At 72.8% G+C, this 13,952-nt stretch carries 13 protein-coding genes and 1 tRNA gene; 6 read left to right on the plus strand and 8 right to left on the minus strand.

Annotated features, from left to right (window positions below; all coding sequences use genetic code 11):
* Positions 1-187 precede the first annotated feature (187 nt).
* From HCJ93_RS25595 to HCJ93_RS25605, 3 genes are all read right to left on the minus strand, one after another.
* On the minus strand, positions 188-682 hold the full coding sequence (locus tag HCJ93_RS25595) for a single-stranded DNA-binding protein (RefSeq protein WP_167998181.1): 495 nt from the start codon (positions 680-682) through the stop codon (positions 188-190).
* A 218-nt stretch (positions 683-900) separates the two neighbouring features.
* Entirely contained in the window at positions 901-3,006 is a 2,106-nt protein-coding gene (locus HCJ93_RS29940) for a YfjP family GTPase (protein ID WP_167998182.1), read from the minus strand.
* A gap of 4 nt (positions 3,007-3,010) precedes the next feature.
* Positions 3,011-4,618 (minus strand): dynamin family protein, encoded by a 1,608-nt coding sequence (locus HCJ93_RS25605; protein ID WP_167998183.1) that lies wholly within the window; start codon positions 4,616-4,618, stop codon positions 3,011-3,013.
* Between the two features lie 320 nt (positions 4,619-4,938).
* Between HCJ93_RS25605 and HCJ93_RS25610 the strand changes: the two genes are divergently transcribed.
* Positions 4,939-5,014: transfer RNA gene (locus HCJ93_RS25610), tRNA-Arg, on the plus strand.
* Between the two features lie 301 nt (positions 5,015-5,315).
* The gene (locus tag HCJ93_RS25615; RefSeq protein ID WP_240967866.1) at positions 5,316-6,251 is read left to right on the plus strand and encodes an alpha/beta fold hydrolase; all 936 of its coding nucleotides are present in this window, start codon (positions 5,316-5,318) and stop codon (positions 6,249-6,251) included.
* Between the two features lie 123 nt (positions 6,252-6,374).
* Here HCJ93_RS25615 and HCJ93_RS25620 read toward each other — a convergent pair whose 3' ends face one another.
* From HCJ93_RS25620 to HCJ93_RS25630, 3 genes are all read right to left on the minus strand, one after another.
* A complete protein-coding gene (locus HCJ93_RS25620; RefSeq protein ID WP_167998184.1) occupies positions 6,375-6,659 on the minus strand; it encodes a hypothetical protein in 285 nt (94 codons plus the stop codon).
* A 144-nt stretch (positions 6,660-6,803) separates the two neighbouring features.
* Positions 6,804-7,079 carry a hypothetical protein gene (locus HCJ93_RS25625; RefSeq protein WP_167998185.1) on the minus strand — a complete coding sequence of 92 codons (276 nt, stop codon included), beginning with the start codon at positions 7,077-7,079 and terminating at the stop codon, positions 6,804-6,806.
* A 287-nt stretch (positions 7,080-7,366) separates the two neighbouring features.
* Complete coding sequence (locus tag HCJ93_RS25630) at positions 7,367-7,636, minus strand: hypothetical protein (protein WP_167998186.1); 270 nt, start codon at positions 7,634-7,636, stop codon at positions 7,367-7,369.
* A 319-nt stretch (positions 7,637-7,955) separates the two neighbouring features.
* On the opposite strand from HCJ93_RS25630, the gene HCJ93_RS25635 reads away from it, so the two are divergent.
* Positions 7,956-8,198, plus strand: a complete 243-nt coding sequence (locus HCJ93_RS25635; protein WP_167998187.1) for a chaplin — start codon at positions 7,956-7,958, stop codon at positions 8,196-8,198.
* A 200-nt stretch (positions 8,199-8,398) separates the two neighbouring features.
* Here the strand turns inward: HCJ93_RS25635 and HCJ93_RS25640 are convergent, their stop codons facing one another.
* Together HCJ93_RS25640 and HCJ93_RS25645 are read right to left on the minus strand one after the other, a co-directional pair.
* The gene (locus HCJ93_RS25640; protein WP_240967868.1) at positions 8,399-8,680 is read right to left on the minus strand and encodes a hypothetical protein; all 282 of its coding nucleotides are present in this window, start codon (positions 8,678-8,680) and stop codon (positions 8,399-8,401) included.
* A gap of 190 nt (positions 8,681-8,870) precedes the next feature.
* Positions 8,871-9,734, minus strand: a complete 864-nt coding sequence (locus tag HCJ93_RS25645) for a hypothetical protein (RefSeq protein WP_167998188.1) — start codon at positions 9,732-9,734, stop codon at positions 8,871-8,873.
* Positions 9,735-10,072: 338 nt separating this feature from the next.
* Here HCJ93_RS25645 and HCJ93_RS25650 point away from each other — a divergent pair, with 338 nt between their 5' ends.
* From HCJ93_RS25650 to HCJ93_RS25660, 3 genes are all read left to right on the plus strand, one after another.
* Positions 10,073-11,140 (plus strand): DUF3344 domain-containing protein, encoded by a 1,068-nt coding sequence (locus tag HCJ93_RS25650; protein ID WP_167998193.1) that lies wholly within the window; start codon positions 10,073-10,075, stop codon positions 11,138-11,140.
* Between the two features lie 71 nt (positions 11,141-11,211).
* On the plus strand, positions 11,212-12,504 hold the full coding sequence (locus tag HCJ93_RS25655; protein ID WP_167998194.1) for a glycosyltransferase: 1,293 nt from the start codon (positions 11,212-11,214) through the stop codon (positions 12,502-12,504).
* The gene (locus tag HCJ93_RS25660) at positions 12,501-13,952 is read left to right on the plus strand and encodes an exopolysaccharide biosynthesis polyprenyl glycosylphosphotransferase (protein ID WP_167998195.1); all 1,452 of its coding nucleotides are present in this window, start codon (positions 12,501-12,503) and stop codon (positions 13,950-13,952) included. The genes HCJ93_RS25655 and HCJ93_RS25660 overlap by 4 nt, the downstream gene beginning before the upstream one ends.

Raw genomic sequence — 13,952 nt, forward strand, 5'->3', positions numbered from 1 at the left:
TCAGCGGCCCCCTGAACCCCAGGAGCCATTTCGGCATCCTAAGGACGCGTCGCGACGCGCCGGCCGGTGATCCCGTCGGAGGGCTGATCCGACTCGCAATCGTTATCGCCTCGTGGGCAGATAAGCCGTAGTTCGGTCAGGTCGGGCATCTCAGGGGGCGACCGGAGGAGCCCCTCCGCAGCTGACGTCATGTCACGGCCGCGGGCTGGGGCTGTCGTTGCCTCGGCCGGGCGTCCGCGCCGGAGGGCGCCGAAGCGTCGCGGCTGGTCTCCCGGCTGGGTTCGGGACGGTCCTGGGACGGGGTGCCTGCGGGCTGTTCGGTGCGCTGCCTGCGCTGGAAGGCGGATGTGCCGCGGGTGAGATCGTGGCCGATCGCCACCGCGTCGATGTCCGCCGACAGCCAGCCCTGCTGTCCCTCCCGCAGCTCGGTGCGCACCTTGAGCCGGCCCTGCACGATCACGGGGTCGCCCACCGCCAGCGAGGCGGCAGCGTTGGCGGCGAGCTGCCGATTGGCCCAGACGGTGAAGAAGTTGGTGTGCCCGTCGGCCCAGGTGCCCTTCTCCCGGTCCCAGTACCGGGAGGTGACCGCCAGCCGGAACCTGGTCGACTCTCCGGAGGACAGCTCCCGGTGCACCGGCTGCGTCGCCACATTGCCCACCGCACAGACCATCGTCTCGTTCATCGCGTCTCCCTCCCTCACCCGGTCGCCACTGGACGCCGGGCGGATACGCGTACGGGCCCGTCCCGTACGGAAGCGTCCGCCGCGACGGTCGCCGCATCCGCCGCAACCGTCGCCGCGCAGTCAGACTGCCTCCGCCGGGCCGGGCCCGCTGAGCCCTGTGGACCACGACCGGCCTGTGGACAACGCCGTCACCCGAACGGGCGACGCGGTCCCCCCCCTCATCTCCCCCCGGTCCCGGCCGCCACCCCCGCGACCCGCGCGAACCGCTCCCGTACCTCCCGGTACCGCAGCAGCTCCGCCGCCACCGGATCCAGGACGCGGGCCCGGCCGCAGCCTGCGGCCGCCTCCCGCAACCGTCTCTCGGCCTCCATCCCGTATCTCCGTGCGGGCCCCCGGGCGGCCATCTTGCAGCTCCACTCGATCAGCGGCCCGCCGATGATGCCGATCATCATCAGCAGCACCGGGACCCCGAGGTTCGGCGACATCACCCCGATGATCTGGCCCAGCAGCCACAGCCCGCCCACGAACTGCAGGATCGTCATCGACGCCTGGGCCAGCACCGCGACCGGCCACCAGCCGGGCCGGGGCGGTCTCCCGGGCGGCAGTCCGGCCCGTACGGCCAGCTCGTCCAGCGCCTCGGGCAGACCTTGGGCACCGCGCGCGGCCGCCTCCCGCACCGCCTGGGCCCAGGGCGCCGGCAGCCCGGCCGAGGCCCGGTCCGCCACCGTGCGCACCGCCTGCTCGACCCGCTGCCGCGCGGTGGCCTCCTCGTCGGGCTGCGGCCGCACGACCTGCCGGCCGGTGGCGGGTTCCCGGCGTTCCTGGCACCAGCGCCACAGCCGCAGCCAGGGCGTGTCGCAGGCGCGGTTGGCGTTGCGCAGCCAGGCGCGTTCCGCGGCCTCGCCCGCCGCGGTGGCGCCCACCGCATCGGCGAGCCGGGCGGAGAACTCCTCCCGCGCCTCCTCGCTCAGTCCGACCCGGCGGCGGGCGGCGTAGACGGGCCACAGCCGGGCCGCAGCGATGTCCACGTCCGCGGCGATCCGGCGGGACGGGGCGGCGCGCTCGGCGACGAACTGCGCGAGCGCGTCGCGCAGCTCCCCGACTCCGTCGCCGGTCAGCGCGGACAGCGCCAGCACGGTCGCCCCGGGCTCGCCGTACTCGCCGAGCGCGATGCCGTCCTCGTCGAGCAGCCGCCGCAGATCGTCCAGGACCTGCTCGGCGGCCTCGCCGGGCAGCCGGTCGATCTGGTTGAGCACGACGAACATGACCTCGGCGTGGGCCGCCATGGGCCGCAGATAGCGCTCGTGCAGTACGGCGTCGGCGTACTTCTCGGGGTCGACGACCCAGATCACCGCGTCGACCAGGCGCAGCACGCGGTCCACCTGCTCGCGGTGCTGCACCGCGGCCGAGTCGTGGTCGGGAAGGTCGATCAGGACCAGGCCGCGCAGCTGCTCGTCCACGTCCGGTCCCGACTGGAGCGGGCGCCGGCGCAGGCGGGGCGGGATGCCGAGGCGTTCGATGAGACCGGCCGCGCCGTCGCTCCAGCTGCACGCGATGGGCGCGGCGGTGGTGGGGCGGCGGACACCGGTCTCGGAGATGGCGACTCCGGCGAGCGCGTTGAACAGCTGCGACTTGCCGCTGCCGGTGGCGCCGGCGATGGCGACGACGGTGTGCTGCCCGGAGAGCCGGCGCCGCGCGGCGGCCTCGTCGAGCACCCGGCCCGCCTCGGCGAGGGTGTGGTTGTCCAGGCGGGTGCGGGAGAGGCCCACCAGCTCGCGCAGCGCCTCCAGTCGGGAGCGCAGCGGCGGGTCGTACGAGAGCGGGGTGATGAGCTGCTGCGCCGGAGGGCGGGTCTGGGTGAGGCCGTACGGCGCGTGGCCGGGGTTCTCCTCGGCGCGCCGCGCGATCAGCCCGTCGTCCCAGGGATCGCCGTCGCCCGCACCGCCCGCGCCGGAGCCCGTGCCCTCCGCCTTGCCCGCACCCGCGCTCGCGCTCGGGCCCGTGCCCGCGTCTGCGTTCACGCCCGGGGAGCGGTCCCCGGTCCGCCGCCCGGTGCCGTCGCCGGACGTGCCGCCCGCGCCGCCGGAGGCGTCGTCCGCACCGGACCGGTCGTCCTCGGCGCGCCCCGGCCGCGCGGCCTCCGCGCGCCGTCCGGCCACCGGCGCGCTCCCGGAGGAGGCGGACCGGTTCCCGGAGTACGCGGTGTGCTCGGTCGAAGGCCCGGCTTGCCCGCCCTGCTCGGGATGCTCGGTGTGCCCGGTGTGCTCGGGATGTTCGGGGTGCTCGGGGTGCTCGGTGTGGTCCTGGTCAGTGACGGCGGTCACCGAATCACCTCTCCTTCTGCAGTACGGACAGCGCGGCGATGAGTTCGGCCTGCGGCTCCGGGTGCACCTCGAGCGCGTCGAGCGGCGCGAGCCGGCGTTCCCGTTCGGTGTGCAGGATGCGGTCCACGTGCTCGACGAGCAGCCGGCCGCCCCGGTCGCGCAGCCGCAGCGCCCCGTGCGCGCCGATCCGCTCGGCCAGCCGCTCCCCCGCGGCGCGGCCCCGGCGCCCGCCCAGCAGCACCGTGGCGACCAGCGCGGCGACCAGCTCGGGGTCGGGCGCGACGCTGCGGTCGAGCTCGCGCACCTCGTCCTCGGCGTACTCCTCGAGCTCGCGCCGCCAGCGCCGTACCGCCAGCCCGATCCGGTGCTCGGCGTCGTTCCCGGCGGTGTCGCGGGCGGTGAGCTCGGGCGCGGCGGCCGCCGGTTCGCGGCGCCACGCCTCGTCGACGCGCTCGTCGGCGGCGGTGACGGCGCACAGCAGCAGCTCGGCCAGGCTTTCGACGAGGGTGTCGAGCAGCTCACCGGGGGTGCAGTCCAGGGGGAAGGCGCGCCACCGTTTGAGCGCGTCGCCGGCGAGCACGGCACCGGCCTGGAGCCGGCCCCGCACCCGGGTGTGCTCCCTGTCGTAGGCGGTGTCGACGGCGGAGGTGAGGCGGAGCGCGGCGGCGTGCTGGGCGGCGGCGGCGCCGGCCAGCTCGGGCAGGCGGGTGTTGAGGGAGTCGAGGATGCCCTGTGCGGTGCGGGCCACGGCGTGCTGGCGGGCGGCGGGGTCCTGCGTCTGGTGGACGAGCCAGGTGCGCAGCGCGGCCACGGCGGTGGCCGGCAGCAGCCCGCCGCCCCAGGCGGACTCGGGCAGCTCGGGCACGGTGAAGCGGGGCACCTGGCCGAGGCCGGCCTTGGTGAGCAGCGCGCCGTACTGCCGGGACACCTCGCCGATCACCTGGTGCGGGACGCGGTCCAGGACGGTCACCAGGGTGACGTCGTACTCCTTGGCGGTGCGCAGCATGTGCCAGGGCACCGCGTCGGCGTAGCGGGCGGCGGTGGTGACCATGATCCAGATGTCGGCGGCGCAGATCAGCTCGGCGGCGAGGACGCGGTTGTCGGAGACGAGGGAGTCGACGTCGGGGGCGTCCAGCAGGGCGAGGCCGGGCGGCACGGTGTCGGCGGTCTCGATGCGCAGCACCCGGGCCGGGTTCTCGCCGGGGAGCAGCAGGTCGTCGGTGGTCTCGTGCCGGTGCGCCCAGACGCGGGTGAGGTCGGGCAGGACTCTCATCCCGCTGAACCAGTGATGATCCTCCGGATGGCAGACCAGCACCGGTGTGCGCGTCGTCGGCCGCAGTACACCGGCCTCGCTGACCCGGCGTCCCACGAGGCTGTTCACCAGGGTGGACTTGCCGGCCCCGGTGGATCCGCCGACGACGGCCAGCAGGGGCGCTTGGGGATCGCGCAGCCTGGGCACCAGATAGTCGTCCAGCTGCGCTAGCAGTTCGTCGCGGTTGGCACGCGCGCGGGGAGCCCCGGCCAGGGGCAGCGGGAAGCGTGCGGCGGCGACACGCTCGCGCAGGGCGGAGAGTGCGTCGAGCAGCTGAGGCCGTACGTCCAAGGTCACCACATGCGAAGAATGCCCAATTTTAGGGGAATTCTGAAGCATATGAGCATGTCTGCGCGCCGACCGGACGCAAGAGACAGAAGGGGCGACCGGGACAGGGGCGCACTCCAGGCATAACGAGTGCACAACACCCGGCGTGTGAGCCTTCAAAAGCGATGCGGGAATCGCACCGGCCTGCGATTATCGGGACCGCTTCACTGAACCTCCACATCGAGCCACGGAGGCGAAGCGTCAGGGGCAGGGACACGGGAGCCCTATCCTTGTCCCCGGCAATGGTCAGGGGTCCGCCGCACCCGGTCCCATGGCACCAGGCCGGCACACCGGCCCCCGTAGCTCAGCGGATAGAGCAGGCGCCTTCTAAGCGCTTGGCCGCAGGTTCGAGTCCTGCCGGGGGCGCCACACTCCTTCCGGTCTCCGCACCGCGCCGCACGGCCCCTGCACCACGGCAGGGGCCGTCCTTTCATTCGTTCTTCCATGCGCCCATGCGCCTCCCCGCGCGACCGTCCCGCGACGCCGCCGCACCCACGCCCGCGAACAGTCACGAACAGCCGCGAAGGACTGCGGGCAGCACCCCTCTCCAGCCTTGCCACATGAGCCACTTCGTCCGGATCGCCCACAATTGAGTGATAGCGTCGGGTTGGTGAGGTTCCTGGTAATCATGGAACGGTTCTCCGTCGTTCCGCCTTCCCCGGAGCCGCTCATGCGCACTGCCGTCACCGCCGCCCAGGACTTGCCGATCCAGCAAGCCTCGGGGCCCGCCCTCTCGGAACAGGTGGAGGAGCACGGCCTCGTGTTCGGAGGCTTCGCCTACCAGTGCCGCATCGTCCGTCAACCCGCCCCGCTCACCGAGCCGTTGCTGCTGCTCGGCGGTTCCTCCCAGAACCGTTACTCCTGGCAGGGCCACGAACGGTGGCTGTCACCGCTGTGCACGATGGTCACCGTGGACCTGCCCGGCTACGGCAGCGCCGACTTCCTGCCGGCCCGGTACGACATCGACTTCCTCGCCGACGCGGTCGCGCACATGCTGGTGGAGCTCGGCATGCCGCGGGTGAATCTCTTCGGCGGCTGCTTCGGCGAGGTGGTCGGCCTGCGCTTCGCCCAGCGGCACCCCTCCTTCGTCTGCCGCCTCCTCTTCGGCGGCGCGGCGAAACGTCTTCCCGACGTGTACACCGAGGCCGTTCCCCGGCTGACCCGCGCGCTGGAACTAGGGTCGATCGAGGAGGCCGCCGACGGTCTGGTGCGGCTGTTCATGTCGAACCCGGAGGCCGGCCGGGTCCGCAAGCACACGGCCGTGGCCCGGCTGCTGCGCAACCAGTTCCTGACCCAGACGCCGGACGAGATCAGAAAGGCCGTCGAGCACAACACCCGCCTGATCACCCACGGCTGCTACCGCCCGCTGCCCGTGCCCCGGGTGCCGACGCTGGTCTTCACCGGCGAGTACGACACCCTCTGCACCCCCGCGATGGGCCGCGAGCTGGCGGCGACGCTGCCCGGTTCCCTGTTCACCACCGTCAAGGAGGGGGACCACCTGGTGACCGTGGAGCGCCGGGAGGAGTCCTCCGACCTGATCGGCCGCTTCTGCACGGACCGTTCCGTCGAGGGCCTGCCGTACTGCAACGCCGTCGAGCGCATGTGAGGGAGGGGCGCCGTACAGCGGAGAGCGGCCGGAACCCTGCGGAGGGGTTCCGGCCGCTCTCCGGTGCACGGCGCAGGCGGGGTGCCGACGTGAACAAGGCGCCTCGGCCGCCGTGCCGGGACGTCAGGACTTCTCGGGCCTGACGACCACGTCGCTGACGCAGGTGACCTGGCTGTTGCTGGTCGGGCAGCTCTGCACGGACTCGTTCTGCAGCAGGACGTTGCCGAGCGAGTCGGTCTTCATCCGGTACTCGGCCACCTGCACGCAGCGGATGTTGCCCTTTCCGTCGTCGACGCACTTGTTGGTGCCGGGAGCGTCGGTGGCGGCGGCCTGGCCGGCGCCGAGGCCGAGGAACGCGAGGCCCGAGAGGACGCCCGCCGCCGCTGCGATCTTCTTCGTCGTGAACATCTACCTATTCCTTGAGCGGTCGCCCCCGGTGCGAGAGGGCGACGACGTGCTGCCGGGTGGCCCACCGGGCCACAAAGCCGGGCAGGCCCGGGGCCCGAACACGAGGTTCGGGCCCCGGGACCCGTCTGGTTCGACCGAGAGGACTCAGTCCTCCTCGCCGCCGATGGTGAAGCTGGTGGCGCAGGTGACCGACGACTTCTCGCTCGCGTCCTGCTGCGACCAACCGAGGATGCCGAGCGACAGGTTGATGTCGTCGATGTTGATCAGACCGGTGGTCGAGTCGTTCTGCTCGCAGTTCTGGGTCTGCGTGTTCTTGAACTCGACCTGCGGGTCGTCACCAGCGTGGCCGACACCGGCGCCCAGGAAGCTGACACTGCCGAGCATGGCCATGACGACCGCGGCCTTCTGGTACTTGCGCATTACCTCTCCATTCTCGAGTCGACCCGATCCGGGACGAACCAGGCCGCTGTTTCCGCCGCCCAAATTAGGCGACCTGCCGGGATATTCAGTACGTGAAACGCCGAGTCGCGGAGCGCCGATCAAAAGGAACCCATTGGCGCCATTGCGCATTCATTTAATCTGCAAATCAAACGGTTTCCGTGAATTCACCGACCGCTCGGACCGGCCCCGGAAACGGGCCGGGCGGGCCCGGAACCCGGGCGCGAGGCGCCGGATACCGAGACCCGCCCGGATCACTGAACCAGTGATCACTTGCCGAGCTTGAAGCCCTGGACGCAGCTCAGAGCCTCGGACTCGCTGGCGTCCTGGGCCGACCAGCCCAGGAGCGCACCGGCGCTGACGTTGACGTCGTCAACGTTGATCAGACCCTTCACGCTGTCGTTCTGCACGCAGTTCTGCGCCTGCTTGTTGTTCAGCTTGAACGACGGGTCGTCACCGGCGTGACCGACGCCGGCACCCAGGAAGCTGACACTGCCGAGCATGGCCACGACGACCGCGGCCTTCTGGTACTTGCGCATTACCTCTCCGTTCTCGTGTGGACACAGTCCGTTACGGACCGGTCACGTGCAGTGAGTAACGTAAGGGAGTGGCGCGGATTTGCACAGGCGAAACGCCCAATAACGTAGCTTTCCTGTGAATGAGCACCTCATAGGACCGGCTCGCCGACGTCGAATGGCGGAGCGCACGGACCTCCCGGCCCCGCTCCCCCGAGGTCCGCCTATTTCAAAAGAGTGATCCGCGGCAGATCACCGTTACCGGTTCGGCATTGCCGCGTTGAGTCGGCTGTGCGGGTGCGCTTCGTGCAACCGCCCTTACCGAACCAGTTAGGAGAACGTGATGTCTCGCATCGCGAAGGCTGCCACTGTCGCTCTCGGCACGGGTGCCGTGGTCCTCAGCGGGGCCGCCATGGCCCAGGCTGACTCCGGCGCCAAGGGCTCGGCGGTCCACTCGCCGGGTGTCGTCTCGGGCAACGTCATCCAGGCCCCGATCCACGTGCCGGTCAACGTGTGCGGCAACACCGTCGACGTCATCGGCGCCCTGAACCCGGCGTTCGGCAACTACTGCGTCAACGAGGACTGAGCCGGACGCACCTGACACAGAGCCCCGGCCCCTCGAGCGCCGGGGCTCTTCCCTTGCCCGGTGGTGTGCGACGTACAACTCCCGTGGCGCAAGGCCCGCATGCTCGCCCGGTCGACCGGACGTCAGCAAGCCTGGAAGCAAAGCGAGAAGGCCCCCGGTGCGTACCGGGGGCCTTCTCGCTGTCCGCGCGTCGTGGGATCTCAGGCGCGCAGCCCCACGTCGCCGTGCACCGGCTTCGCCTCGTTCACCATGGCCGCCGCTTCCTTCATCGTGCCGAGCACCGAGGTGTCCTGCTGCTCGCCGGTGAGAACGTTCGTCTCCTGCTGCAGCGGCATCATCTCGAAGGGAATGCCGGTGCGCAGACCGGTGTCCAGGCCGGTGGAGGCCAGGTCGCGGCCGTCCTGGGCGTACGCGGGCGCTGCCGCACCGGCGGCGATCAGGGATCCGGCAAGGACGACGGCAGCCTTCAGGGACTTCATCATGTTCCTTTCTTCGGCGACGCAGGTCGCCGGAGGGGAATGTGTCGTCCTGCCTAACGATCCCTGGCGGCACCGGAAACCGGGAGTCCCGAGATTGACGAGTCCTCATATGAGATCAGCGCAGACCGCCCGGTGAAGGCTCCCGGAAAGGGCGTGGCGGACCGTGACACGGCACGGTCCGCCACCGGACGGGTCACGGCGCCGGCAGCAGCACCACCGTGTTGTCCGGGGTGAGGGCCGGCAGGGTGGTGGCGGTCGCCTCCGGGGTGGTGACCGCCGTGTCCGAGGCGGACGTGCCGGCGGCGGTCCCGGTTGCGGTCCCGGCGGTCGCGGACTCGGCGAGGCCGGGGTCGCTGACCTCCTCGATGAGCGCGTCCACCTCGGCGAGCAGTGCGTCGATGAACGCGTCCAGCGAGTCGAAGGACCCGAAGTCGGCCAACGCCTCGTCGGCAGCGGTCTCGGCGGCCACGTCAGCGGCATCGGCGGCGTCCTGTGTGGCCGCGGCCTCGGCGGCGGAGTCCGCGGTGTCGGTGGTGGAGTCCGTCGTGCCGGTCGTGCCGGTCGTGCCGGTGGTCCCGGTGGCCGGGGTGCTCACCGGGAGGCCCGGCACCAGTTCGAAGACACTGCCGAGCAGGTCGAGCAGTTCGCCCATCAGGTCCTGAGTGAGCGGGGTGTCGGCGGCGGGCAGCAGGACGCCGGTCGCCTCCTGTTCCGCAGGGACGAGGGTCACCACCGGCTGGTCGTCGGCGGCCTCGCGCAGCGCCGCCCTGGCGGCCGCGCCCAGTTTGCGCGCCTCGGCGCGCGGCAGGGTGCCGCGGTCCCGGCGCAGCACCGCCTCCGCCAGGTCGACGACCGGAGCGAGCGGCCCCGCCTGGGCCTTGAGCTTCTCGGCGCGCTGGAGCAGCGCGTCGGCGCCGGGGAGCGCCGCGCCCGGTGCCGCAGCCTCACCACGCTCACGGACCGGGTCCGCCGCCAGTGCGGCCGGGCCGGTGATCCCGACCAGGAGGGCGGCGCACAGGGCGCCGAGTGCGAGGCGCCGTGCAGGCAGAGCGCGCATGGGCAGTTCCTTTCGAGGGAGGTGCGAACCTGCACCCCACCGTGAGAGCGCCCTGTGGCTCCCGCAACCGATCATCGGCCTTTCGGATCACTGCCCCGTCACCCCGGTGCCCGTACGGCCTGATGAGGGGACGTGGAGCAGAGCGTGCGCCCCGGGGCGCACGCACGAGGGATTCACGATTCCAACACACTTGCTGTTGTTCATCGAGTTTCAGTGAATTTGTCCGGTTGGTGACTAGAGTTGCCAACCTCTCCACGCTTTCCCCACGGGCGGACGCATCGCACTCGTCCCCACTGCTGCCTGCCGCCGCCACTGCTTGACGAAAGGCTCCGACGGTCATGCGCCATTCCCTGGGTCAGCTGCTCCGCCATGCGACGGCGGGTGTGCTCTCCCTTGCCGCGGTGTGGGCTTCCTGCGGCTCCCCCGCTGCCGCCCCGGCTCCCGAGGCCGGCAGCATCCCGTTCGATCTCCGGCACCGGGCGGTCCAGCACGGCGGCATCGTGCGCGCCGCCAACTCCTCCATCACCTGCCGCGCGCGCCAGAAGTCGTGCTCCGACGTGCGCGAGGGCAAGGCCGGGGTGAACGGCGACTTCGACATGCACTACATCGACGTCGACAGCGACCCCAACACCTACAACTCCTCCCGCGCGGCGGTCCGGCTGCCCAGCGGCTCCCGGGTGACGTACGCACGCCTGTACTGGGGCGGCAACCTGCGGGTCGGCGAGCAGAAGCCGTCCGGGGACAACGGGCGCGTGCTCATCGCCGAACCGGGCGGCGAGTACAAGGAGGTGCTCGCCGACACGATCGTCGGGCACCGGGTGACGGACGACGCGGACGCCTTCCAGGCCTCGGCCGACGTCACGTCCCTGGTCCGCGACAGCGGGTCGGGCCTCTACACCGTGGCGCAGGTCAATGTGGCCGCCGGGCAGTCCGCCGCCGGCGCCTGGGGCGGCTGGACGCTGGTGGTGGTGTACGAGAACCAGTCGGAGCCGCTGCGTCAGATCGCCCTGTGGGACGGCTTCGCGGCGCTGCGCTCCCGCGGCGAGGACCTGCGGCTGGCCGGTCTGAACATCGCCGACGGGGCGTCGGGCCAGGTGGGCCTGGTCGCCTACAACGGGGACCGCGGCACCACCGGCGACTCGCTGGTGGTGACCGGACCGTCCGGCTCGACCTCGCTGGGCGACGGCGCCAACCCGCGCGACGACGTGCTCAACTCCACCATCAGCGGCCCCGGAACCGGCTCCCGGGTGCCCGACTACGGCAACACCCTCGGCTACGACTCCGACGTGTTCGACGTCGGCCGGGGCGTGCTCGGCGCAGGCACCGACGCGGCCCTGCGGCTCACCTCCGGCGCGGACGCCGCATGGGCCGGAGTGCTGTTCCTCGCCGCCGACGCGCGGCGGTAGCCCGGGGCTCCGCGGCCGCGCCTCCTTCCCGACTCTCTCGTCACCGCCTTCGTCAGCGAGGAACCCTCACCATGGACCTGTCGTCCTCCGGCCGCCGTCCGCGTGTCCTGCACCTCACGCAGCCGGTGGACGGCGGAGTCGCCCGCGTCGTGGCGGACCTGGTGCGGGCTCAGCTCGCGGACGGGCTCCAGCCCGTCGTGGCCTGCCCGGAAAGCGAACTCTCCGTCCGGCTGCGGGCGCTCGGCGCGCCGGTGCACCCCTGGCAGGCGACCCGCTCGCCCGGCCCTTCGCTGGCGCGGGAGGTGCGGCAGCTCGCCCGTCTGATCGACGGGATCCGCCCGGACCTGGTGCACGCGCACAGCGCGAAGGCCGGACTCGCCGGGCGGCTCGCCGTGCGCGGCCGCATCCCGACCGTCTTCCAGCCGCACGCCTGGTCGTTCGAGGCGGTCGGCGGCACCACCGCCGACCTCGCGCTCACGTGGGAGCGGTGGGGGGCGCGCTGGGCCGCGCGGACGGTGTGCGTGAGCGAGGCCGAGCGCCGCACCGGGGTGGCCGCGGGCATCTCCGGCCGGTGGACCGTGGTGCCCAACGGCGTCGACCCCGAGCACTTCCGCCCGGCGCCCGCCGAGGACGTACGGGCCCTGCTCGCACCGCTGGCCGGGGTGCCGGCCGGCGCGCCCCTCGTCGTCTGTGTGGGGCGGCTGTGCCGGCAGAAGGGCCAGGACGTGCTGCTGCGGGCCTGGCAGTCGGTGGTGCGGCAGGTCCCCGAGGCGCGTCTGGTGCTGGTCGGCGACGGGCCGGACCGGGAGCGGCTGCGGGCGGCGGCGCCCCGGTCCGTGGTGTTCGCGGGCGCCGTCGGCGACACCGCCCCCTGGTACCAGGCGGCCGATCTCGTCGTCCTGCCGTCCCGCTGGGAGGGCATGGCGCTGGCGCCGCTGGAGGCGATGGCCTGCGGCCGGCCCGTGGTGCTCACCGAGGTCGACGGCGCCCGCGAGAGCCTGCCCCCGGCGTTCGCCCCGTTCCTGCTGGTCCCGCCGGAGAGCCCGGCCGAACTGGCCCGTGCCGTCGCGGATCTGCTGCGCGACCGGCCGCTGCGCGCGTCCCTCGGCGACGGGGGACGCCGGCATGTGCTGGCCCGGCACGACGTGCGGCGCACCACGCGGGCGGTCACCGACGTCTACCGCGACCTGCTCGGCACCTGGTCCGGCCGGAGATGGACGCGCCCGCCGCGGGAGGGCGGACCGCAGAGCGGCCGCGGCGCGGATGTCCGTGCGCCGCGGCGGAGCCGGGCGGAGAGCGCCGGGGCCCATCGGACCACACAGCGAGTCGAGCCATCCGAGCACAGGGAGTCCATCCACTCGTGACCGCCGAACCTACCGTGCCCTCCCCCGGCACGCCGAGGGAGCACGGATTCTCCGCCGTCTCCGTCATGCCGAAGCCCGGCATCGACACCGCCGTCCTCACCGAGCCCGTCTCCACCGGCTTCCGGCCACCCGCGACCGGCCGCCCGGCGCGGCCGGCCTCGCCGCTCCCGCTGCTCGCCGCGGACGCGGCAGCCGCGCTGGTGGCCGGGCTCGCGCTCGCCGAGACCCGGCGCCACCCGCTCCTCGTCGCGCTGCTGTGTGCGGCGGCCCTGCTGCTGCGCCCGCGCGACCGCAGACCTCCCGTACCGGCGCTGCTCGAGGAGCTGCCCGCCGTGTGCGGGCGGGTGGCGGTGGCCTGGCTGACGTCCGCCGCGCTGTGGGCGGTGCTGCGTCCGGAGCTCGCGCCGGCCACCGTCACCGTGCTGAGCGGGCTCGCGCTGCACGCGGTGCTGTGCTGTGCGCTGCGCGCGGCCGTGCACGGGCGGCGGCGGGCCGCGCTGCTGCGGCATCCGCGGGCCGCGCTGGTGATCGGGCCGGCGGCGACCGCGCAGCGCGTGGCCGCCGCCGTGCTGCGTCATCCGCGCTGCGGGCTGCGGCCGGTGGGGGTGGTGTGCGAGGAGCCGGACGGCGCCAAGGGGCTCCCGGTGCTGCGCACCGGCGAGGAGGTCGAGCGAGCCGTCGTGCAGAACGGGGTGCGGGCGGTGCTCGCCGTGCACCCCACGGTCCGCGCCGACCAGGGGCCGCTGCTGCGGGCGCTGGCCGGGTCCGGCTGCGAGATCTGGGAGCTGGACGCGGCCACACCGGCGTGTCCGACCGGTGAGCGTCTTGCCGGATTCGCCTGCCGGCGGCTGGAGTTCTTCCCGGCGCGGGCGGGCAGCGCGGGCAAGCGGGTCCTGGACGTGGCGGTGTCGGGGGTGCTGCTGCTTCTGGTCAGCCCGCTGCTGCTGGTGTGCGCGGTGACGCTGCGGATCTGCGACGGGCCCGGGGTGGTGTTCCGGCAGGAGCGCATCGGCCGCGACGGGCGGCCGTTCACCCTGCTGAAGTTCCGCACCCACCGGCCGGTCGACGAGCACGAGTCGGCGACCCGGTGGAGCGTGGCCAACGAGAACGAGATGCGCCGCTTCTGCCGGATGCTGCGGCGCACCTCGCTGGACGAGCTGCTGCAGCTGTGGAACGTGCTGCGGGGGGACATGAGCCTGGTCGGCCCGCGCCCCGAACGTCCCTACTTCGTGGCCCAGTTCAGCCAGACGTACCCCGGCTACGCGGCCCGGCACCGGATGCGGACCGGCATCACCGGCCTCGCCCAGATCCACGGGCTGCGCGGCGACACCTCCATCGAGGACCGCGCCCGCTTCGACAACGCCTACATCGACGACTGGTCGCTGTGGCAGGACGTCTGCATCCTGCTGCGCACCGCCGTCACGCTGATCCGGCCGACGGGGAGCTGA

This window comes from Streptomyces composti (assembly GCF_012034205.1).
In the GTDB taxonomy this organism is placed as follows: domain Bacteria; phylum Actinomycetota; class Actinomycetes; order Streptomycetales; family Streptomycetaceae; genus Streptomyces; species Streptomyces composti.

Coding starts and splice junctions, on each gene's coding strand:
- HCJ93_RS25595 (WP_167998181.1), bottom strand. CDS start 682: ATGAACGAGACGATGGTCTGTGCGGTGGGCAATGTGGCGACGCAGCCG.
- HCJ93_RS25615 (WP_240967866.1), top strand. CDS start 5,316: ATGCGCACTGCCGTCACCGCCGCCCAGGACTTGCCGATCCAGCAAGCC.
- HCJ93_RS25620 (WP_167998184.1), bottom strand. CDS start 6,659: ATGTTCACGACGAAGAAGATCGCAGCGGCGGCGGGCGTCCTCTCGGGC.
- HCJ93_RS25625 (WP_167998185.1), bottom strand. CDS start 7,079: ATGCGCAAGTACCAGAAGGCCGCGGTCGTCATGGCCATGCTCGGCAGT.
- HCJ93_RS25630 (WP_167998186.1), bottom strand. CDS start 7,636: ATGCGCAAGTACCAGAAGGCCGCGGTCGTCGTGGCCATGCTCGGCAGT.
- HCJ93_RS25635 (WP_167998187.1), top strand. CDS start 7,956: ATGTCTCGCATCGCGAAGGCTGCCACTGTCGCTCTCGGCACGGGTGCC.
- HCJ93_RS25640 (WP_240967868.1), bottom strand. CDS start 8,680: ATGATGAAGTCCCTGAAGGCTGCCGTCGTCCTTGCCGGATCCCTGATC.
- HCJ93_RS25645 (WP_167998188.1), bottom strand. CDS start 9,734: ATGCGCGCTCTGCCTGCACGGCGCCTCGCACTCGGCGCCCTGTGCGCC.
- HCJ93_RS25650 (WP_167998193.1), top strand. CDS start 10,073: ATGCGCCATTCCCTGGGTCAGCTGCTCCGCCATGCGACGGCGGGTGTG.
- HCJ93_RS25655 (WP_167998194.1), top strand. CDS start 11,212: ATGGACCTGTCGTCCTCCGGCCGCCGTCCGCGTGTCCTGCACCTCACG.